Annotated in this window: 17 protein-coding genes and 1 tRNA gene; 7 read left to right on the top strand and 11 right to left on the bottom strand. The window is 72.0% G+C overall.

The features are described 5' to 3' along the window. Positions 1–138 precede the first annotated feature (138 nt). Positions 139–211: transfer RNA gene (locus tag D7318_RS06635), tRNA-Asn, on the bottom strand. 135 nt (positions 212–346) lie between these two features. On the opposite strand from D7318_RS06635, the gene D7318_RS06630 reads away from it, so the two are divergent. The 3 genes from D7318_RS06630 (at position 347) to D7318_RS06620 (ending at position 2405) form a co-directional block, all read left to right on the top strand. Beyond that, positions 347–637, top strand: a complete 291-nt coding sequence (locus D7318_RS06630; RefSeq protein WP_120695921.1) for a hypothetical protein — start codon at positions 347–349, stop codon at positions 635–637. A gap of 120 nt (positions 638–757) precedes the next feature. Beyond that, positions 758–1528: an IclR family transcriptional regulator gene (locus tag D7318_RS06625; RefSeq protein ID WP_120695920.1), complete on the top strand. Its 771-nt coding sequence runs from the start codon at positions 758–760 to the stop codon at positions 1526–1528. A gap of 22 nt (positions 1529–1550) precedes the next feature. After that, positions 1551–2405, top strand: a complete 855-nt coding sequence (locus D7318_RS06620) for an SMP-30/gluconolactonase/LRE family protein (RefSeq protein ID WP_120695919.1) — start codon at positions 1551–1553, stop codon at positions 2403–2405. A gap of 70 nt (positions 2406–2475) precedes the next feature. On the opposite strand, the gene D7318_RS06615 is transcribed toward D7318_RS06620, so the two are convergent. The 3 genes from D7318_RS06615 to D7318_RS06605 form a co-directional block, all read right to left on the bottom strand. Further along, positions 2476–2943, bottom strand: coding sequence for a PepSY domain-containing protein (locus D7318_RS06615; protein ID WP_220729523.1), 468 nt, complete (start codon positions 2941–2943; stop codon positions 2476–2478). A 99-nt stretch (positions 2944–3042) separates the two neighbouring features. Further along, complete coding sequence (locus tag D7318_RS06610; protein ID WP_183091274.1) at positions 3043–4434, bottom strand: sensor histidine kinase; 1392 nt, start codon at positions 4432–4434, stop codon at positions 3043–3045. Continuing rightward, positions 4424–5089, bottom strand: coding sequence for a response regulator transcription factor (locus tag D7318_RS06605; RefSeq protein ID WP_120695918.1), 666 nt, complete (start codon positions 5087–5089; stop codon positions 4424–4426). The genes D7318_RS06610 and D7318_RS06605 overlap by 11 nt, the downstream gene beginning before the upstream one ends. A 229-nt stretch (positions 5090–5318) precedes the next feature. Here D7318_RS06605 and D7318_RS06600 point away from each other — a divergent pair, with 229 nt between their 5' ends. The 4 genes from D7318_RS06600 (at position 5319) to arfA (ending at position 10181) form a co-directional block, all read left to right on the top strand. Next, positions 5319–6665, top strand: a complete 1347-nt coding sequence (locus tag D7318_RS06600; RefSeq protein ID WP_120695917.1) for an extracellular solute-binding protein — start codon at positions 5319–5321, stop codon at positions 6663–6665. Then, the gene (locus D7318_RS06595) at positions 6662–7618 is read left to right on the top strand and encodes a carbohydrate ABC transporter permease (protein WP_120695916.1); all 957 of its coding nucleotides are present in this window, start codon (positions 6662–6664) and stop codon (positions 7616–7618) included. The genes D7318_RS06600 and D7318_RS06595 overlap by 4 nt, the downstream gene beginning before the upstream one ends. Further along, complete coding sequence (locus D7318_RS06590; protein ID WP_120695915.1) at positions 7615–8508, top strand: carbohydrate ABC transporter permease; 894 nt, start codon at positions 7615–7617, stop codon at positions 8506–8508. Before D7318_RS06595 ends, D7318_RS06590 begins: the two co-directional genes overlap by 4 nt. A gap of 146 nt (positions 8509–8654) precedes the next feature. Further along, a complete protein-coding gene (gene arfA, locus D7318_RS06585; protein WP_120695914.1) occupies positions 8655–10181 on the top strand; it encodes an arabinosylfuranosidase ArfA in 1527 nt (508 codons plus the stop codon). Positions 10182–10341: 160 nt separating this feature from the next. On the opposite strand, the gene D7318_RS06580 is transcribed toward arfA, so the two are convergent. The 7 genes from D7318_RS06580 to D7318_RS06550 form a co-directional block, all read right to left on the bottom strand. Further along, entirely contained in the window at positions 10342–11448 is a 1107-nt protein-coding gene (locus tag D7318_RS06580) for an aldose epimerase family protein (protein WP_120695913.1), read from the bottom strand. A 77-nt stretch (positions 11449–11525) separates the two neighbouring features. Next, positions 11526–12725 (bottom strand): multiple monosaccharide ABC transporter permease, encoded by a 1200-nt coding sequence (gene mmsB, locus D7318_RS06575; RefSeq protein WP_230423444.1) that lies wholly within the window; start codon positions 12723–12725, stop codon positions 11526–11528. Then, entirely contained in the window at positions 12722–14293 is a 1572-nt protein-coding gene (locus D7318_RS06570) for a sugar ABC transporter ATP-binding protein (RefSeq protein WP_120695912.1), read from the bottom strand. The genes mmsB and D7318_RS06570 overlap by 4 nt, the downstream gene beginning before the upstream one ends. Beyond that, positions 14290–15405, bottom strand: coding sequence for a multiple monosaccharide ABC transporter substrate-binding protein (gene chvE / locus D7318_RS06565; protein WP_120695911.1), 1116 nt, complete (start codon positions 15403–15405; stop codon positions 14290–14292). The genes D7318_RS06570 and chvE overlap by 4 nt, the downstream gene beginning before the upstream one ends. 210 nt (positions 15406–15615) lie before the next feature. Continuing rightward, positions 15616–16584, bottom strand: a complete 969-nt coding sequence (locus tag D7318_RS06560) for a hypothetical protein (RefSeq protein WP_120695910.1) — start codon at positions 16582–16584, stop codon at positions 15616–15618. A 102-nt stretch (positions 16585–16686) separates the two neighbouring features. Then, positions 16687–17718, bottom strand: coding sequence for a zinc-dependent alcohol dehydrogenase (locus D7318_RS06555; protein ID WP_120695909.1), 1032 nt, complete (start codon positions 17716–17718; stop codon positions 16687–16689). Beyond that, positions 17715–18881, bottom strand: coding sequence for a mandelate racemase/muconate lactonizing enzyme family protein (locus D7318_RS06550; RefSeq protein WP_120695908.1), 1167 nt, complete (start codon positions 18879–18881; stop codon positions 17715–17717). The genes D7318_RS06555 and D7318_RS06550 overlap by 4 nt, the downstream gene beginning before the upstream one ends. Between the last annotated feature and the right edge of the window lie 89 nt (positions 18882–18970).

Genomic DNA, 18970 nt, shown 5'->3' with positions numbered 1-18970 from the left:
TGCCGCCCGGGTCGGGGCGGCTCGTACGCAGGGTGGGACTGCGGGCATGGGGTGATCGGTTCCCGGCCGTGGGGGAGTGATGCCTCGGAACGGGGAAAGGGCCCCGGACGGGGCCCTTCGGGTGATAACGGGAAGATGCTCCCCCGACTGGACTCGAACCAGTAACCTGCCGGTTAACAGCCGGCTGCTCTGCCAATTGAGCTACAGGGGACCGTGCCGCTCGGGGCCCTCCCCGGTCGGAGGGGCGTGTCCTTGCCGCGGCCCATAGATTAGCGCATGTGAGGCGGTGCATCGAAATCGGTATCCGGGCTACCCGGTTGTCGAGTCGGGAGAAGGGAAACGTCCCATGCGCAAGCTGACGTTCATGGCCGGAGTGGCGGTGGGGTACGTCCTCGGTGCCCGCGCCGGGCGGGAGCGCTACGAGCAGTTGAAGGAGAGGACGGAGCGGCTGCTGGCCAATCCGGCCGTGCGGAACACCGTGGACTCCGCTGCCCAGTCGGGGCGGCAGGCCGCCGCGCGGGCGGCGGGTGTCGTCGCTGATCGGGCGGGTGACCGGCTGCCGGGGTCGGTGGCCGAGAGGCTACGCTCGGTCGGTGGTCACGGCGGCGCGGAGGGGAGCGACCGGCAGGCTTCGTGAGGCGTGCCTCACGGGCGTTGTCTCCGCCATTGCCCGCGGTGACGGGCGGTCGTTAGCGTATGTTCGGCATCCCGGCGCTCGACCGGGATGCCGAACACTTGAGCGGCGGAGGCAACGGGCATGGGGCGTCGCGTACCGGCGGTGAGCCGGGCGTTGGACATATTGGAGCTATTCCTCGAGGGCGACGGAACACTGTCGGCCCCCGAGATCACCCGCCGGCTCCAGCTGCCGAGGACCACGGTCCACGAGCTGGTCACCACGCTGGCGGCCCGCTCGTATCTGGTGCCGGTCCCGGAACAGCCGGGGCGCTTCCGGCTGGGGGTGCGCACGTATCAGCTCGGCAGCCGCTACGCCGAGCAGCTCGACCTGGCGGCCGAGGGGCAGCAGGTGGCCAGGTCGGTGGCGGAGACCTGTGGGGAGACGGTGCACGTGGCCGTCCTCGAGGACGACGACGTGATCTACATCGCCAAGGTGGACAGCACGCACGCGGTGCGGATGGTGTCGGCTGCCGGGCGGCGGCTGCCCGCGCACTGCACGGCGGTCGGCAAGATGCTGCTGGCCTCGCTGTCGGAGGAGGAGCTGGAAGAGCGGCTCCCCGGGGGCGAGTTGCGGCGCATGACGCCCAACTCCATCACCTCGCCGAGTGCGTTGCGCGAGGTGCTCGCCGAGGTCAGGGAGCGGGGGGTGGCGTCCGAGCAGCGGGAGTCGAACCCCGATGTGAGCTGCGTGGCCGCCCCGGTGAGGGACCGGGCGGGGCGGGTGGTGGCGGCGTTGAGCGTCTCGGTGCCGATGATCCGCTGGAGCGCGGACCGGCAGCGTGAGCTCGTCGAGCTCGCCGTCAAGGGAGCGAACGAGCTGTCCGAACGCCTCGGCCACCACGGCCGCGGCTGACTCGACGTAAGGGGCGGAGAACGTGGCGAGGACGCTGGAGACGGCGGTGCGCGGGCGGGCCGAGCTGGGGGAGGGGCCCACATGGGACCCGGCGACCGGGCGGCTGATCTGGGTGGACATCCTCACCTCCCGGATCCACCACTACGACCCGGGCAGCGGGCGCCGCACCGTGCTGACCACGGAGCAGCACGTCGGGGCGGCCAAGCCGCGGGCCGACGGCGGTCTCGTGGTGAATCTGCGGGACGGCGTCGGGCTCTACGACGACGCGGGCGCGTTCCGCTGGCTGGCGCGGGACGCGGTGCCCGGGCGGCGGGGCAACGACGCCGCCGTCGCGCCCGACGGCTCGCTGTGGGCGGGCACGATGCGGTACGACGAGGCGCCGGGCGGCGGGACGCTGACGCGCGTGCTCGCCGACGGCTCGGCGTCGCTCGTGGTGTCCGACGCCACGGTGAGCAACGGCCTCGGCTGGAGCCCTGACGGCTCGCTCATGTACTACATCGACACCCCGACCCGGCGCGTCGACGTCTTCGACGTCACGGACGGCGGTGGGGTGCGCGGGCGCAGGACGCTCGTGGACACCGAGGGGCTCTCGGGCGCTCCCGACGGGATGACCGTGGACGCGGACGGGTGCCTGTGGGTGGCGTTCTGGGGTGGCGGCGCGGTGCGCCGCTTCACGCCGGAAGGGGCGCTCGACCGCGAGGTCGCGGTGCCGGTGTCGCGCCCGACGGCGTGCGCGTTCGGCGGCGCCGACCTGCGCGACCTGTACATCACGACGGCCGCGATCGGCACGGACCAGGCCCGCGAGCCCCTGGCGGGCTCGGTGCTGACCCTCCCCAACGCGGGCCTGGGCGTCCCCCAGCCCCCCTTCGCGGGCTGACCCGCGGAACGCGCCGCGCGCACGGCCCGTGGGTCGGGCCGTGCGCGCGGTCGCCGGTCGGGCGAGGGGATCAGCTGCCCGCCGCGGCGCCGTCGTCGTCCTGCTCGACGTCGCCGTCCTCGGACTCGCCGTCCTCGGACTCGCCGTCCTCGGACTCGCCGTCCTCGGACTCGCCGTCCTCGGACTCGCCGTCCTCGGACTCGTTCTCCGTGGCGTCGTCCTGCTCGCCGTTCTCGGTCTCGGTGCTCAGGACGGTGAAGTCCTGGTCGAGGTGGACATCGGTGACGTCCCCGTCGGCGAGGGTGACCTCGACCTCGAAGGCGCCCTCCTCGTCGTCGACCTCGGTGCCGGTGACCTCGCCGCCGCCGGTGTGGGCGAGCGCGGCCTCGGTGGCCCGCTGGAGGTCCTGGCCGGTGATCGGCGTGTCGCCGTCGGCCGACGGGCTGTTCCCGCTCGCGGCCGCGGCCACGCCGCCGCCTCCGGCCAGGGCGGCCGCGGCCACCGCTCCGACGATCCACTTGGTCCTGCGCCTGGTCATGAGCTGTTCCTCTCCTCGGGTCGGAGCCCCGGTGGACCCCGTCGGCCCCATGGTGCGAGGGGCAACCTGAACCGCCGCTGAACGAGGCGCGCGGGCGCTTCAGGAGTCGGGGCCGCGGGGGAACGTGATCTCGATCCTGGCGCCGCCGAGGTCGCTCTCGGCGATGGTCAGGGCGCCGTCGTGCGCGGCGACCAGCTCGGAGACGATGGCCAGGCCGAGGCCGCTGCCGCCCTGGTCGCGGGCGCGGGCGTCGTCGAGGCGGACGAAGCGCTCGCGCACCCGCTCGCGCTCCTCCTCGGGGATGCCGGGCCCGTCGTCGTCCACCCGGAGCAGCACCGTCGGGCCCGCCGTCCCGTCCGCCGCCCGCTCGCGGAGGGTGAACGCGACGCGGGAGCCGGCGTGGCGGGCGGCGTTGTCGGAGAGGTTGCGGAGGATCCGCTGGAGCCCGGCCGGGTCGCCGTCGACGCGCCCCGCGGAGACGGACGCGGTGTCGATCACCAGGGGGGTGGTGGCGCGCAGGCGCCGGGCCTCGTCGAGGACCAGGTCGTCGAGGTCGACGGGTCTGTGGCGCAGCCCGAGGGTGTGCTCGTCCGCCCGCGCGAGCAGCAGCAGGTCATCGACCAGGCGCTGGATCCTGACGTCCTCGGCCAGCACCGTGGCGGCCAGGTCGGGCACGGCGGTGCGCCCCGGGTGGGCGAGGGCGACCTCGGCGTGCTGGCGGATGGCGGCGACCGGTGACCTCAGCTCGTGGGAGGCGTCGGAGATGAAACGGCGCTGGCTGCGCTGGGCCCGTTCGAGGCGGTCGAGCATCCGGTTCATGGTGGCGGCGAGCCGGGTGATCTCGTCGTTCCCCGCGGGCTCGGGGACGCGGCGGTGCAGCTGGGCGGCGGAGATCGCGTCCACCTCGGCGCGGATCCGCTCGACCGGCGCCAGGGCCCGGCCCACGCCCTTCCAGGTGGCGAGGGCGACGAGGACGAGCAGCGCGGAGAGCCCGAACGCCAGGGTCCTGGTCACGAACGCGGTGGACTCGAGCACGTCCACCAGCGGCCGGGCGACCAGCACGGTGTGCCGTCCGTCGGCGGTCCCGGCGGCCACCGCGACGAAGTCCTCGTCCTCCCCCGGCGGGGGGCGGAGCTCGGTGGAGTCGCCGGGGCGCAGCCGCGCCATGGCAGGGCGGCCCGCGATGTCGGCGCCCGAGGCCACCACCCGGCCGTGCTCGTCGAGGATCTGCACCAGCTCCTCGTCGGACATCCCGAGGGCAAGCGCCGACGGGGTCCGGCCCTCCTCCACCGCGGCGGCCACGGCCCTGGCCCGTTCCCCGGCGTCGTCGCGGACGTCGTCGGTCAGGTTCGCCCGGAGCGCGCCGATCAGGACCAGCGAGCCCACGGTCAGGGCCAGCGCCACCACCAGGACGGTCACGGCGGTGGAACGGACGCGGACGGTGCGGGCCCCGGCGGCCAGGCGCCGCCGCCGCGAGGTGTCAGCCGCCATCGGTCGTCAGCCGGTATCCGGCGCCTCTGACCGTTTCGATCCGGTCGCGACCGAACTTGGCGCGCAGGCGCCGGATGTAGACCTCGATGATGTTCGGGTCGCCCTGGAAGTCGACGTCCCACACGTGCTCGAGGATCCGCCGCTTCGACACCACCTCCCCCGGGTGGCGCAGCAGGAACTCGAGCAGCGCCAGCTCGCGTGCGGTGCACGGCACCTCGGTGCCGTCCCGCCACGCCCGCCTGGTCGCCGGGTCGAGCCGGACCGAGTCGGCCTCGAGGACGGCCGGGCGGCGGTGGCCGCCCCGCCGCAGCAGCGCGCGGAGGCGCGCGGTGAGGACGAGGTAGGAGAACGGCTTGGTCATGTAGTCGTCGGCGCCGACGTCGAGGCCCTCGGCCTCGTCCCACTCGCTCTCCATCGCGGTCAGGAGCAGCACGGGGGCCCAGATGCCCTCGGCGCGGAGGGTCGAGCAGACCTGGTAGCCGTTGAGCCCGGGCAGCATGATGTCGAGGACGATGGCGTCGTAGGGGTGCTCCCTGGCCATCCAGAGGCCATCGGTGCCGTCGAACGCCACGTCGACGGCGAATCCCTCGGCCTCGAGGCCGTCCCGCAGCCCGGCCGCGAGGCTCTCCTCGTCCTCGATCACCAACACCCGCACGCCGCGCCTCCTCGGCCGCCTTCTCCCGAGCGGAATTCTCCCGAGCGGAATTCTCTCAATCGGAAGCTGAATCCCCGCTGAACGGAGGGCGCGTCGCCGGGCGGGCGGCGGCGAGGTGGTCCGATGTTTTCCGTGTCCAACCCGTTGACCCGGGGCGCGGGCGCACCTACGTTCTCGTTCGTATCTCCGATCCCCGTTCGGGATGACGAATACGAGGGCGGGCCGCGTTATGAATCCTTCATCTCTGTCACCGCCAGGGCCGAGCCGCCGGGCGCTGCTCGGGGCGTTCGCCGGGGCCGGGGCGCTGGCCGCCGTGGGCGCGGCCGGGTGTGCCGCGCCGAGCACGGGTGGCGCGGGGCGGACCCGGCTGCGCTACTGGCACCTCTTCGGCGGCGGCGACGGCGTCAACATGGCCGCCATGCTGGACGCCTTCCGCGCCGAGCACCCCGACATCCACCTGGAGGACGCCACCCTGGAGTGGGGCGCCCCCTACTACACCAAGCTGGGCATGGCGGGGGCGGGCGGCCGGGCGCCCGAGGTCGCCGTGCTGCACATGGCGCGGCTGACCGGGTTCGCGCCCGGCCGCCTGCTGAACCCCTTCGACCTCGACCTGCTGGCCGAACACGGCGTCACTCCCGCCGACTTCCCCGAGAACCTGTGGACCCGCGGCGCCGTCGAGGGGCGGCAGTACGCGGTGCCGCTCGACACGCACCCGATCGTCCTCTACTACAACACCGACATCTGCGAACGGGCCGGGCTGCTCGACGGCGAAGGGCGGATCCGCCCCATCGAGGGGCGGGAGGCGTTCACCGAGGCGATCCGCGCGGCCGGTGAGGTCACCGGGCAGCCGGGCCTCGTGATCGAGACGCTCGGCGCGGACACCGTGGGCCCGTGGCGCGTCTTCTCGACGTTCTACGCCCAGGCCGGCGGGACGCTGCTGAGCGCCGACGGCTCGGAGATCACCATCGACGAGCCCAAGATGCTCGACGTCCTCACCTACCTGCGGATGCTGGCCGACGAGGGCCTGATCGTGCCGCGCGTGGACTACCAGGGCACGGTCGGCGTCTTCTCGGCGGGGGAGACCGGCCTCTTCCTGAACGGCGAGTGGGAGGTCTCGACGTTCACCAACACCGGGCTGCCGTTCTCGATGGCCCGGGTGCCGAACGTCTTCGGCAGCGGCGCGGCGCAGGCCGACTGCCACTCGTTCGTGCTGCCCAACCAGGACGGGCGCGGCGGGGCGACCAACGAGGCGGCGCACGCGTTCGTGGCCTGGATGCTGCGCAACTCCGTCGACTGGGCCTCGGGGGGCCATGTCCCCGCGTATCTGCCGACGTTGGACGAGCCCGACTATCTGGCGATGCGGCCGCAGTCCGAGTACCGCGGGGTGATCGACGAGGTGGCGCTCGACCCGCCCGCGTGGTTCGCGGGGTCGGCGTCGTCGATGTGGCTCGAGCTCGGCGCCGTCTTCTCGGGCGTGCTCATCGGCACGCGCACGCCGCGGGACGCCGTCGACGAGGCGCGCTCGCGGCTCGAGGACCTGCTTCAGACCCCGAACCCGTTCGGAGAGAGCGCATGACGACGACCACAAGGCAGCCGCGGGAGGCGACCGCGCCCCCCGTGGGTCCCCCCGCGCCGCCGCGCGGGATACGCCGCCACTGGAGCGAGCACGGGCTCGCGTTCACCGGTCCGTTCCTGATCGTCTATGCCCTCTTCCTGATCGTCCCGCTGATATGGGGCGTTCGGATGAGCCTGGGCAACGACAACATCGCGGGCACGCAGTCCGAGTTCGTCGGCCTCGACAACTACGCGGAGGCGCTGCGCGACCCCGACGTGTGGTCGTCGCTGGGGAACACGGTGTGGTTCACGATGCTCTCCACCGCGCCGCTCGTGGTGATCGCGCTCGTCATGGCGTTGATGGCGCACCATCTGCGGTTCGTCAGCTGGCTGTGGCGGCTGAGCTGGTTCGCGCCGTTCCTGCTGCCGTCCGGCGTGGTGTGCCTGCTGTGGCTGTGGGTGATCTACCCGTCGGACTTCGGCTTCGCCGACCAGCTGCTCGCCGCGTTCGGGCTCGAACCCGGCATCGGGTGGCTCACCGACAGCCGGTACGCGATGCTCTCGATCGTCCTCACCACCGTGTGGTGGACCGTGGGCTTCAACTTCCTGCTCTACCTGGCCGCGCTCCAGGCCATCCCGCGCCACCTCTACGAGGCCGCGGAGATCGACGGGGCGGGCGGCTGGCAGCGGCTGCGGAGCATCACGCTGCCGCTGCTCAGCCGGACCACGGGCGTCGTGCTGGTGCTCCAGCTCCTGGCCTCGCTCAAGATCTTCGATCAGGTCTACATCATGACCGGCGGCGGCCCCGACGACTCGACCCGGCCGATCCTCCAGTACGTCTACCAGACCGGGTTCACCGGCTACCGGATCGGCTACGCCTCGGCGATCTCGTACATCTTCTTCGCGCTGATCGTGATCGTCTCCCTCATCCATCTGCGGCTCACCCGCCGTTCGCGCGAGGAGAACGCCTCATGAGCGCACTGACCGCCGTGCGGAACGCCATCAGGCCACGGGGCGACGAGGACTCCGGGGGGCGCGGAGCCCGCTGGACGCGCGGGCGCGTGGCCCTGCTGGCGTGCGCCCTGGTGCTGGCCGTGCTGTGGGTGCTGCCGCTGGCCTGGGCGCTCGCGACATCGCTCAAGCCCGAGGACGAGACGACGGACACCGGCCTGCACTGGATCGGCTCGGAGATCACCTTCAACGCCTACGAACAGGTGTGGGCCTCGGGCGACCTGACGCGCTGGATGTTCAACACCGCCTACATCGCCTCGATGACGACCCTGCTGACGGTCGTGCTCACGGCCATGGCGGCCTATGGCTTCAGCAGGACCGAGTTCCGTGGGCGCAAGCTGCTCTACGGGCTGGTGATGGCCGGGATCATGGTGCCGCCCCAGGTGCTGATCGCGCCGCTGTTCGCCGAGATGGTGGCGTTCGGCCTGGTGGACACCTACTGGGGCGTGATCCTGCCGCAGGTGGCCACGCCCGCCATGGTGTTCATCCTGGTGAAGTTCTTCGACGGGCTGCCGCGCGAGCTGGAGGAGGCGGCCTATGTGGACGGCGCGGGGCGCTGGCGGGTGTTCTGGCGGATCGTGATGCCGCTGTCCAGGCCCGTGCTGGCGGCGGTGGCGATCTTCACGTTCATCCAGACCTGGAACAACTTCCTCTGGCCGTTCCTGGTGACCACCGACCCCAACGCCATGACGCTGCCCGTCGGCCTGGTCAACGTCCAGTCCACGTACGGCGTCCGCTACGCCCAGGTCATGGCGTCCGTGATCATCGGCGGGCTGCCGCTGCTGATCGTGTTCGTCTTCTTCCAGCGGCAGATCGTGCGCGGCGTCGCCCACACCGGGCTCGCGGGGCAGTGACACGGGGGGCGACAGAAGGCGACAGAGGGCGACAGCGGAGTGACGCGGGGTGCGGGGTCGTTCGCCCTGTTGACGGGTGAACGGCCCCGCTTCTACCGTTTGTTCGCACCTCCGATCGTTGTACGAAATATCGACCAGGGATTCGCATGAGCGACGCACCGCACTCCGCCCGCTTCACCCTCGACCCCGACTTCACCATCTCACCCGTCGACCCGCGCCTGTTCGGCTCCTTCGTGGAGCACCTGGGCCGCTGCGTCTACACGGGCATCCACGAGCCGGGCCACCCCACCGCCGACGCCGAGGGCCTGCGCGGTGACGTCCTGGACCTGGTCCGCGAGCTGGGGGTGACCGCGCTGCGCTACCCCGGCGGGAACTTCGTCTCGGGCTACAGGTGGGAGGACGGCGTCGGCCCGAAGGAGGAGCGCCCGCGCCGCCTCGACCTGGCGTGGCGGTCCACGGAGACCAACCAGTTCGGGCTCAGCGAGTTCATCGACTTCGTGCGCAAGGTCGGGGGCGAGCCGATGATGGCGCTCAACCTCGGCACGCGCGGCGTCGCCGAGGCCATCGAGCTCCAGGAGTACGCCAACCACCCCGGCGGCACCGAGCTGTCCGAGCGCCGCGTCGCCCACGGTGACAAGGACCCGTTCGGCATCAGGCTCTGGTGCCTCGGCAACGAGCTGGACGGCCCCTGGCAGACCGGCCACAAGACCGCCGACGAGTACGGCCGCCTGGCCGCCGAGACCGCCCGCGCGATGCGGCAGATCGAGCCCGACCTCGAGCTGGTCGCGTGCGGCAGCTCGGCGCAGAAGATGGAGACGTTCGCCGCGTGGGAGGCGACCGTCCTGTCCCACTGCTACGACCTGGTCGACCATGTCTCCCTGCACGCCTACTACTACGAGCAGAACGGCGACCGCGACTCGTTCCTGGCCTCGGCCGTGGACACCGAGTCGTTCATCGAGAACGTCGTCGCCACCGCCGACCACATCGGCGCGCGCCTCAAGTCGGACAAGCGCATCAACCTCTCCTTCGACGAGTGGAACGTCTGGTACCAGGACGGCAGCGCCCCCACCCTCTCGGGCGAGGGCCGCGGCGAGGACTGGGCCGAGGCGCCCCGGCTGCTTGAGGACAACTACAGCGTCACCGACGCCGTCGTCTTCGGCTCGCTCCTGATCGCCCTGCTGCGCCACGCCGACCGCGTCAAGGTGGCCTGCCTGGCCCAACTGGTCAACGTCATCGCCCCGATCGCCACCGAGCCCGGCGGCGCGGCCTGGCGCCAGACCACGTTCCACCCCTTCGCCCAGGCGTCCAGGTACGGCCGCGGCACCGTCCTCGACGTGCGGCCCGCGAGCCCGCGCCACACCACCGAGCGCTACGGCGAGGTCGACCTGCTGCACGCCACGGCCGTGCGCGACGAGGAGACGGGCGCGGTCACGATCTTCGCCGTCAACCGCGACCTGACCCGTGTGCTGCCGCTGGACGTCACGCTGCACGGCCTCGGCCTGAGCGAGGTCGTCGAGCACAGCGTGCTGGCCGACGCCGACCCCGACGCGCGCAACACCGCGGCCGACCCGGACCGCGTCACCCCGCACGAGGGCGCGGGAACGGCCCTGGCCGACGGGCTGTTGACGGCCCGTCTCGAGCCGCTGTCCTGGAACGTGATCCGGCTGGCCTGAGCGGGCGGGGGGCGCGCGCCGGGCGTTCCGGCGTCCGCTCCCCGTTCCTCACCCGGCGTTCACCCGGTGCCCCAAGGGCCCGCGCCGGGCGACGAGCACAGGAAGTGGGCGGAGCGCGCGCTCTACCCCACGATCGTGATCGAGGAGCTGCCGGGCGCGCCTACCGTGTCGTGAAGCCGTGCACGGTGGTCGAACGGAACGTCTCGCCGGGCCGCAGCACGGTCGAGGGGAACGCCGGGCGGTTGGGCGAGTCGGGGAAGTGCTGGGTCTCCAGGCACACGGCGTCGCCCTGCCGGTAGGCGCGGCCCGATGGCCCGGCGAGCGAGCCGGTGAGGAAGTTCCCGCTGTAGAGCTGTACGCCGGGCTCGGTCGTGGAGACCGTCATCACCCGCCCCGAGCCCGGGTCGTGCAGCGTCGCCGCGTGCCCCGGCTCCGGGGTCGCGCCCTTGTCGAGCACCAGACAGTGGTCGTAGCCCTGGGCGGCGAGCAGCTGCGGGTGGCCCGCGCGGAGGTCCTGGCCGATGGGCTTGGCCGCCCTGAAGTCGAACGGCGTGCCCGCGACCTCGGCCGCCTCCCCGGTGGGGATCAGCGTGGCGTCCACGGGCAGATAGCGGCTCGCGGCCAGCGCCAGGCGGTGCCCGGCGACCGGACCCGCGCCCTCGCCCGCGAGGTTGACATAGGTGTGGTTGGTGAGGTTGAGCACGGTGGGGGCGTCGGTGGTGGCCGTGTAGTCGATGCGGAAGGCGCCGTTCTCCTCCAGCGTGTAGTCGACGGTGACCGAGAGCGTTCCTGGGAAGCCCATCTCGCCCGCCGGGCTGGTCAGGCGCAGGGTCAGCCCCGCGGGACCGTTCGGGGCGACGTCCCACCGGCGCTTGTCGAAGCCGGTCCCGCCGCCGTGCAGGCTGTGGGGGCCCTCGTTGACCGGCACCTGGTGCGTGGTGCCGTCGAGGGTGAAGCGGCCGTGCGCGATGCGGTTGCCGAACCGGCCTATCAGCGCGCCGAAGTAGGGCGAGTCGGTCGCGTAGGGCTCGGCCCTGTCGAAGCCGAGCGACACGTTGGCCACGCGCCCCTCGCGGTCCGGCACCTCGAGGGTCTGCACGATGCCGCCGAGGTCGAGCACGCCCAGGCGCGTGCCGCCCCTGGCGAGGGTCCAGCGGCTGACGGGCGTGCCGTCGGGCAGCGCGCCGAACGGCTCCCGCCGCGGGGGCGTGTCGGCGGGAGCCATGGCGTGGGCTGTGCTCGGGGACGGCGTCGGTGAAGGGGACATGGGAAACGGGCTCCTGGGAGTGGATGGGCTGAACGGGGAGCCGCGCGGCGGTGTCACGCCGGTGTCACGCCGCCGTGTCACGCCCGGCCGGTGAGCCCCCTGCGTTTGTTCCATACGTCGAAGGCCACGGCGACGAGCAGCACCAGGCCCTTGATGACCTGCTGCCAGTCCTCGCCGATCTTGAGCAGCTGCATGCCGTTGTCGAGGACGCCGAGCACGAGGCCGCCGATGACGGCGCCGAGGACGGTGCCCACGCCGCCGCTCATGGAGGCGCCGCCGATGAACGCCGCCGCGATCGCCTCCAGTTCGAAGAGGTTCCCGGCCCCGGTGGTGGCGGTGCCGGTGCGGGCGGTGAACACACAGCCCGCGAGCGCCGAGAGAACGCCCATGTTGATGAACACCGCCATGGTGACACGGCGGTACTTCACCCCGGACAGCTGGGCCGCGGCGCGGTTGCCGCCCAGGGCGTAGACGTGGCGGCCGATGACGGAGTTGCGCATCACGAAGCCGAGCAGCACGAGCAGCCCGCCCAGGATCAGCAGCACCACGGGGGCGCCGCGGTAGCTGGCCAGGGTGAGGGAGAACGCCATGACGGCCGCCACGATCGCCGCGCACTTGAGCACGAACAGCTCGCGGGGCAGCACGTTGAGGTCGTAGTCCTTCTGCTGCTGCCTGGTCCGCCACTCCTGGATGACGACCACGCCGCAGACGGCCAGGCCCAGCAGAAGGGTGAGGTTGTGGTAGTTGGTGTCGGGGCCGACCTCGGGCAGGAAGCCCTGGTTGATGTCCTGGAACCCCTGCGGCAGGCCCGACCAGGTGCGGCCTTCCAGGAGGATGCGGGTGGCGCCGCGGAAGAGGAGCATGCCCGCGAGGGTCACGATGAACGACGGCAGCCCGACGTAGGCGATCCAGAAGCCCTGCCACGCGCCGATCGCGGCGCCGATCAGCAGGGAGAGGACGAGGGCGAGCTGCCAGGGGATGTCGTGTTCGAGCATCATCACGGCCGCGGCGGCCCCGGCGAATCCGGCGATGGAGCCGACGGAGAGGTCGATGTGGCCGTTGATGATCACGATCATCATCCCGATCGCGAGGATCAGGATGTAGCCGTTCTGGTTGATGATGTTGGAGACGTTGCGGGGGAGCAGGACATCGCCGCCGGTCCAGATCTGGAAGACGGCAAGCAGCGCCACCAGCGCGATCAGCATGCCGTACTGGCGCATGTTGGTGCGCAGCGACCGGGCCACGACCGTGGCCAACCTGCCTATGACAGGGCTCATGCGCCCGCTCCCGTCTGCTCGTCGGTGCCGGTCATCAGTCGCATGAGCGCCTCCTGGGTGGCTTCGGCGCGGTCGAGGATCCCGGTGAGGCGGCCCGCGGTCATGGTGGCCACGCGGTCGCAGACGCCGAGGAGTTCGGACAGCTCCGAGGAGATGACGATCACGGCCTTGCCCTGGGCGGCGAGCTGGTCGATGACGGTGTAGATCTCGGACTTGGCGCCGACGTCGATGCCGCGCGTGGGCTCGTCCAGGATCAGCACCTCGGGCCCGGTGTTGATCCAGTTGGACAGCACGACCTTCTGCTGGTTGCCGCCGGAGAGGCGGCCGACCGGCTCGAAGACCGTGGGCGTCTTGATGTTCATCGAGGCCCGGAACCCCTCCGCCACGCGCGTCTCGGCGTGCTCGTCGACGAAGCCGCGGCGGGCCACCCTGGGCAGGGCGGCCAGCGAGATGTTCCGCGCGATGGTGTCGAGCAGGTTGAGGCCGTAGGTCTTGCGGTCCTCGGTGACATACGCGATCCCGGCCCCGATCGCGTCCGAGACGGTCCGCGTGGAGACCTCGTGGCCATGCACGGCGACGGTGCCGCGCTCGTAACGCCCCCACGAGCGGCCGAAGACGCTCATGGCGAGCTCGGTGCGGCCCGCGCCCATCAGCCCGGCCAGGCCCAGGATCTCGCCGTACCGCACCTCGAGGGAGACCGAGTCGACCACCCGACGCTGCTGGTCGAGCGGGTGCCGCACGGTCCAGTCGGAGACGGCGAGCGCCACCTGCCCGGCGCGCTCCCCGGTGTACGGGGTGCGCTCCGGGTAGAACTGCTCGAGCTCGCGCCCCACCATCCCGCGGATGATCCGGTCCTCCGACGTGGTGGCCATCGGCAGCGTCTCCACCGTGCGCCCGTCGCGCAGGATGGTGACGGTGTCGGCGACCTGGCGCACCTCGTTCAGCTTGTGCGAGATCAGGACGCACGCGATGCCCTGCTCCCGCAGCCCGGTGATCAGCCGCAGCAGCTCGCGGGAGTCCTCGTCGTTGAGCGCGGCGGTCGGCTCGTCCAGGATCAGCAGCTTGACGCGCTTGGCCAACGCCTTGGCGATCTCCACCAGTTGCTGCTTGCCCACGCCGAGAGCGGCCACCGGGGTCTGGGGGTGCTCCCCGGCAAGGCCGACCCGGCGCATGAGCGCCTCGGTCTCGCGCAGCGTCTCGGACCAGGAGATGATCCCGCCGCGCCCGGCGCGTTCGTTGCCGAGGAAGATGTTCTCGGCGATGGACAGCTGCGGGATCAGCGCCAGCTCCTGGTGGATGATCACGATCCCGCGCGCCTCGCTGGCGCGGATGTCCCTGAAGCGGCAGGGCTCGCCCTCGAACAGGATCTCGCCGCGGTAGCTGCCGTGCGGATGCACCCCGGAGAGGATCTTGACCAGCGTGGACTTGCCCGCGCCGTTCTCGCCGCAGATCGCGTGGATCTCCCCGGGGGCGACCTCGAGGTCCACCCCGTCCAGGGCACGCACCCCGGGGAACGCCTTGGTGATGCCCCGCATGTGGAGCACGGGGCCGGTCGATTCGGTGGTCATGATGCGAGGTCGGCCTCGGTGTAGTAGCCCTCGTCGACGAGCAGTTGGTGGTTCTCGGCGTCGATGCTCACCGGCTCGAGCAGATAGGAGGGGACGACCTTGACGCCGTTGTCGTACGTCTCGGTGTCGTTCGCCTCGCACTCCTCGCCGTTCAGCAGCGCCTGGCCCATCGCGACGGCCTGGCGGGCCAGCTCGCGGGTGTCCTTGTAGACGGTCTGCGTCTGCTCGCCCGCGATGATCGACTGCACCGACGCCAGCTCCGCGTCCTGCCCCGTCACCACCGGGAGCGGCTGCGCCTCGGTGCCGTAGCCGACGCTCTTGAGCGCCGCGATCACGCCGAGCGAGATCCCGTCGTACGGCGAGAGCACCGCGTCGATCCGCTCGCCGCGGTAGTCCGCCGTCAGCAGGTCGTCCATCCGGTCCTGCGCCTCCGAGCCCGACCAGCGCTCGGTCGTCACGGCGTTCAGCTCCGTCTGCCCGCTGCGCGCCACCAGCTGCCCGCCGTCCAGATACGGCTGGAGCACGCCGATCGCCCCGTCGAAGAAGTACCGGGTGTTGTTGTCGTCGGGTGACCCCGCGAACAGCTCGACGTTGAACGGGCCCTCCTCACCGTCCGCCAGGCCCAGGGAGTCCACGATGTACTGCGCCTGGAGCTCCCCGACCCGCTCGTTGTCGAACGTCGCGTAGCAGTCGACGTGTTCGCTGTCCATCAGCAGCCGGTCGTAGGAGACCACCGGGATCTCCGCGTCCGCCGCCTGCGAGAGGACGTTGCCCAGCGAGGCGCCGTCGATCGCCGCGATCACCAGCAGGTCCACGCCCTGCGCGATCATGTTCTCGACCTGGCTGATCTGTGTCTCGATCTGATCCTCGCCGTACTGGAGATCGGTGTCGAACCCCGCCTCCTCGAACTGCGCCACCATGTTCTCGCCGTCGGCTATCCACCGCTCCGACGACCGCGTCGGCATCGCGATGCCGATCGTGCCGCCCTCCTCACCCGGATCTCGCTCGTCCTCCGACCCCCCCTCGCTGTCTTGGCCGCACCCCGCGAGAGCGAGAGCGAGAACGGTGGCCGCGGCGGCGGCCCGGACGGTAGCGGCTCGTGCACGAGACATGAGGGTCACGTCCTCTCGGAGAGATCGAACGTCTTCAGTACTGGTGGTGCCGGGTGGTGCCGGTGGTGCCAACCGTGCTGGTCTTGCGGGGCGTTCCGTTGGAAAATGTCGAACCATGTTTGAACTGGCGTGACGCTAGCGACGGTTGAGGGGCGTGTCAATGGTCCGGACAGCGCCCGCCCGATAAATCTGACGAAGGATCAGCCACGATCAGTCGTCGGCGGGGAAGCGGCGCAGCGGCCCGGGGAGCCTGGACCCCGGCGGCGACATGCCCCGGTCGGCGCCGAGCCTGGCCAGCAGGTCCAACGCGAGCCGCCCGCGCCTGACCCGCTCCCGCGCGGTCTGGAGGGTGAGATCGCGCAGCTGGCCGCCGTAGGGGTAGATGCCGGGCGCCTTGCTGAGCCCGAACTTCAGATAGATCGGCGCGCCGCGTCTGATCAGCTCGGCGATGTCGTACATCCGGACATAGCCGCCGAGGTCGTCGGGCGCCTCCAGGTAGAAGTCGAGCGGGACGCCGCTGCTCCGCCGGATCTCGGTGAGGTGCTCCAGGGTCAGGTCCGAGGGGATGTTGACCGAATCCGCGCCCAGGCGCTCGTGCACCTCGACCGACGCGGGGTTGACCGGGCCGACGAGCGCGGAGACCTTGAACGTCGTGTCGGCGGGCAGCGTGCCCCGCTCGCGCAGCCGGTGCAGCAGCCACAGCACGCCCTCGTCGGCGACCAGCAGGCAGCGCACGCCCAACTCGGCGGCGCGCAGGGCGTCCTCGACGCACCCGGCGAGCGCCCCCTGGCCGCGGGCGCGCAGCCCCGCGCCGCCCGAGGAGCTGCGGGTCGACGCCCCGATGTCCCACGTGCCGCGGGGCCCGGTGAACAGGCACAGCTCGGCGCCCGCGTCGGCGCACGCGCCGACCATGTCGACTATCTCGCCGTCGGTCAGCATCCACACGCCGCTGCCCTGGCTGACGCGGTGCACGGGGACGTCGAGGCGGGTGGCCTCCTTCAGGACGGTGGCCAGGGCCTCGGGGCCCTCGACGGACGGGATCTCCGTGCGCCAGGTGCCGCCGTCGGGGAAGGAGTGCGGGGAGGCGTCGGCGGGGTCGTCCGCCGGGAGGGCGTGACCCAGCGAGGCCAGCGCGGCCTCTCCCGGGCGACGGGACGGTGCGGGGACGGACTCAGACACGATGCTCCAGTGTTCGCGGTGGTTCGGTGTTTCGTCGTGCGGTGGGTCTCTGTTCGGCACGCGGCCGTTCGGTATGCCGTCGTTCGTTCGGCCGGGTAGGCGTCAACGGTCCCCCCGTGGCTCCAGGAGAACCTTGCCCACCTCGGGGTCGCCGCTACCGACCAGCTCGATCGCTTCTCCGAACGATGCGAGCGGCAGCCGGTGCGTGACGAGCGCCCGGGGGCGCAGCAGCCCGAGGCGGAACGCGCGGGTGGCGTACGCCCAGGCGGCGGGCGGGGCGCCGAAGACGCCCGCGACGGTCAGCTGGCCGACCGCGACGAGCACCGGGTCGATGCCCGCCGCGCCGGGCGCGGGCAGCCCGGTGAGCACGACGCGCCCGCCGCGCCGCGCCAGCAGGCACGCGTCCCGCGCGGTGCCAGGGGCGCCCGCGGTCTCGACGACCAGGTCGAACCGGCCGTGCAGCTCGGCCGCTTCCTCGGGTGACGCGGCGCGGCTCGCGCCCATCGCGGCGGCCCGGGTCCGCGGCCGGTCGCGGGGGTCCACGGCGACGAGGTCGGCCGGGGACGAGGCGGCGAGCAGCTGAACGGCCAGCAGCCCCAGCGTTCCGGCGCCCAGCACCGCCACGCGCTCCCCGGCGCGCGGGGCGGCGCGCAGCACGGCCGCCGCGACGACGGCGGCGGGCTCGAGCAGGGCGGCGGCGGTCAGGTCGGCCCCGTCGTCCAGCATGTGCAACAGCCGTGCGGGCAGCACCAGATGGTCGGCGAACGCGCCCGGCCTGGTGAACCCGGTCTCCTCGTACCCGGCCGTGCACAGGCTGGTCTCGCCCGAGCGGCACCGCTCGCACACCCCGCACGCCCGAAACCCCTCGCCCACGCACGGGCGTCCGACGAGCGACGCGTCCACGCCCGGGCCCGCCTCGGCCACCGTGCCCGACCACTCGTGGCCCGGCACCACGGGATAGCGCACATAGCCGTCGGCGCGCGTGCCGTCGTAGACCTCGCGGTCGCTCGCGCAGATCCCCGCCGCGTGGACGGCCACCCGCACCTCGCCAGGGCCCGGCACCGGCGGCGCGTCCGCGGTCACCAGCCGGTGGGCGCCCGGGCGTTCGACGAGGACGCTGCGCGCCGCGGTCACCGCCCTGCCCCGCCGTCCCGCTTGTGCCAGTCCTCGGCCCACAGGTCGAAGCGGGCGCGCTGCTGCGGGAACTCGGCCGCCGCGTCCGTGTCCAGCTCGACGCCGAGGCCCGGCTCCTGGGAGAGCGTGAAGTATCCGTCGACCACCTGGGGCGCGCCCTTGACGACCTTCTTGATCTCGGCGTCGGCGAAGTCGTTGAAGTGCTCGAGGATCTTGAAGTTGGGGGTGCAGCCCGCCAGTTGGAGGCTGGCCGCGGTGAGCACCGAGCCGCCGACGTTGTGCGGGGCGATGAGCACGTAGTGCGCCTCGGCGGTGGCGGCCAGCTTGCGGGCCTCGCCGATGCCGCCGAGGTGGCCCACGTCGGGCTGGATGATGTCGGCCGCCTGCGACTCGAAGAGCTCCCTGAACTCGATCCTGTCGTGGATGCGCTCGCCCGTGGCGATGGGCAGCGTCGTCCGCTCGGCGACCTTGGCCAGCGCCTTGAGGTTCTCCGGCGGCACGGGCTCCTCGAGCCACGAGGGCGCGAACGGCTCCAGCTCGCGCGCCAGCCGGATCGCGGTCGCGGGCGAGAAGCGGCCGTGCATCTCCAGCAGCAGCTCCGCCTCGGGACCGATCGCGTCACGGACCGCCTCGACCAGGGAGAGTGAACGAACGGTCTCGGCGTGGTCGAGCTCGAAGCTTCCCGTGCCGAACGGGTCGAGCTTGAGGGCGCGATACCCCCGCTCCACCACCGCGCGCGCGGCCTTGTGGAACGCGTCGGGCGTGCGCTCGACGGTGTACCAGCCGTTGGCGTACGCCTTGACCCGGTCGTCGGACGCGTCGGCCCTGCCGCCGAGCAGCTGCCACACCGGCACCCCGAGCGCCTTGCCCTTGATGTCCCAGCAGGCCATCTCCACGCACGCGATGCCGGACATCACGATCTCCCCGGCCCGCCCGTAGTCGCCGTACTTCATCCGGCGCACCAGGTCCTCGACCGCGAACGGGTCGGATCCCGCGATGTGGTTGGCCTCGGCCTCCCGCAGATAGCCGAGCAGCGCGTCGGTGTGCCCCAGCATGCGCGTCTCGCCGACGCCGGTCAGTCCCTCGTCGGTGTGAACCCGCACATAGGTGAGGTTCCGCCAGGGGGTCCCGACGACATGCGTGCTGATTCCGGTGATGCGCACGGGTGCCAGCCCTCCGCCATGTTCGAAATTTCGTCAGCTGTTCGAAATGCTGGCGAGAACGTTAGGAGCGGGGGCATTTCCTGTCAATG

The sequence above is a fragment of the Streptomyces radicis genome, from assembly GCF_003626575.1.
In the GTDB taxonomy this organism is placed as follows: Bacteria; Actinomycetota; Actinomycetes; order Streptomycetales; family Streptomycetaceae; genus Streptomyces; species Streptomyces radicis.
Note: the sequence above shows the minus strand (reverse complement) of the source record. Positions and strands in the feature narration are given on the sequence as shown.

Coding starts and splice junctions, on each gene's coding strand:
- D7318_RS06630 (WP_120695921.1), top strand. CDS start 347: ATGCGCAAGCTGACGTTCATGGCCGGAGTGGCGGTGGGGTACGTCCTC.
- D7318_RS06625 (WP_120695920.1), top strand. CDS start 758: ATGGGGCGTCGCGTACCGGCGGTGAGCCGGGCGTTGGACATATTGGAG.
- D7318_RS06615 (WP_220729523.1), bottom strand. CDS start 2,943: ATGACCAGGCGCAGGACCAAGTGGATCGTCGGAGCGGTGGCCGCGGCC.
- D7318_RS06610 (WP_183091274.1), bottom strand. CDS start 4,434: ATGGCGGCTGACACCTCGCGGCGGCGGCGCCTGGCCGCCGGGGCCCGC.
- D7318_RS06600 (WP_120695917.1), top strand. CDS start 5,319: ATGAATCCTTCATCTCTGTCACCGCCAGGGCCGAGCCGCCGGGCGCTG.
- D7318_RS06595 (WP_120695916.1), top strand. CDS start 6,662: ATGACGACGACCACAAGGCAGCCGCGGGAGGCGACCGCGCCCCCCGTG.
- D7318_RS06590 (WP_120695915.1), top strand. CDS start 7,615: ATGAGCGCACTGACCGCCGTGCGGAACGCCATCAGGCCACGGGGCGAC.
- arfA (WP_120695914.1), top strand. CDS start 8,655: ATGAGCGACGCACCGCACTCCGCCCGCTTCACCCTCGACCCCGACTTC.
- D7318_RS06580 (WP_120695913.1), bottom strand. CDS start 11,448: ATGTCCCCTTCACCGACGCCGTCCCCGAGCACAGCCCACGCCATGGCT.
- mmsB (WP_230423444.1), bottom strand. CDS start 12,725: ATGAGCCCTGTCATAGGCAGGTTGGCCACGGTCGTGGCCCGGTCGCTG.
- D7318_RS06570 (WP_120695912.1), bottom strand. CDS start 14,293: ATGACCACCGAATCGACCGGCCCCGTGCTCCACATGCGGGGCATCACC.
- chvE (WP_120695911.1), bottom strand. CDS start 15,405: ATGTCTCGTGCACGAGCCGCTACCGTCCGGGCCGCCGCCGCGGCCACC.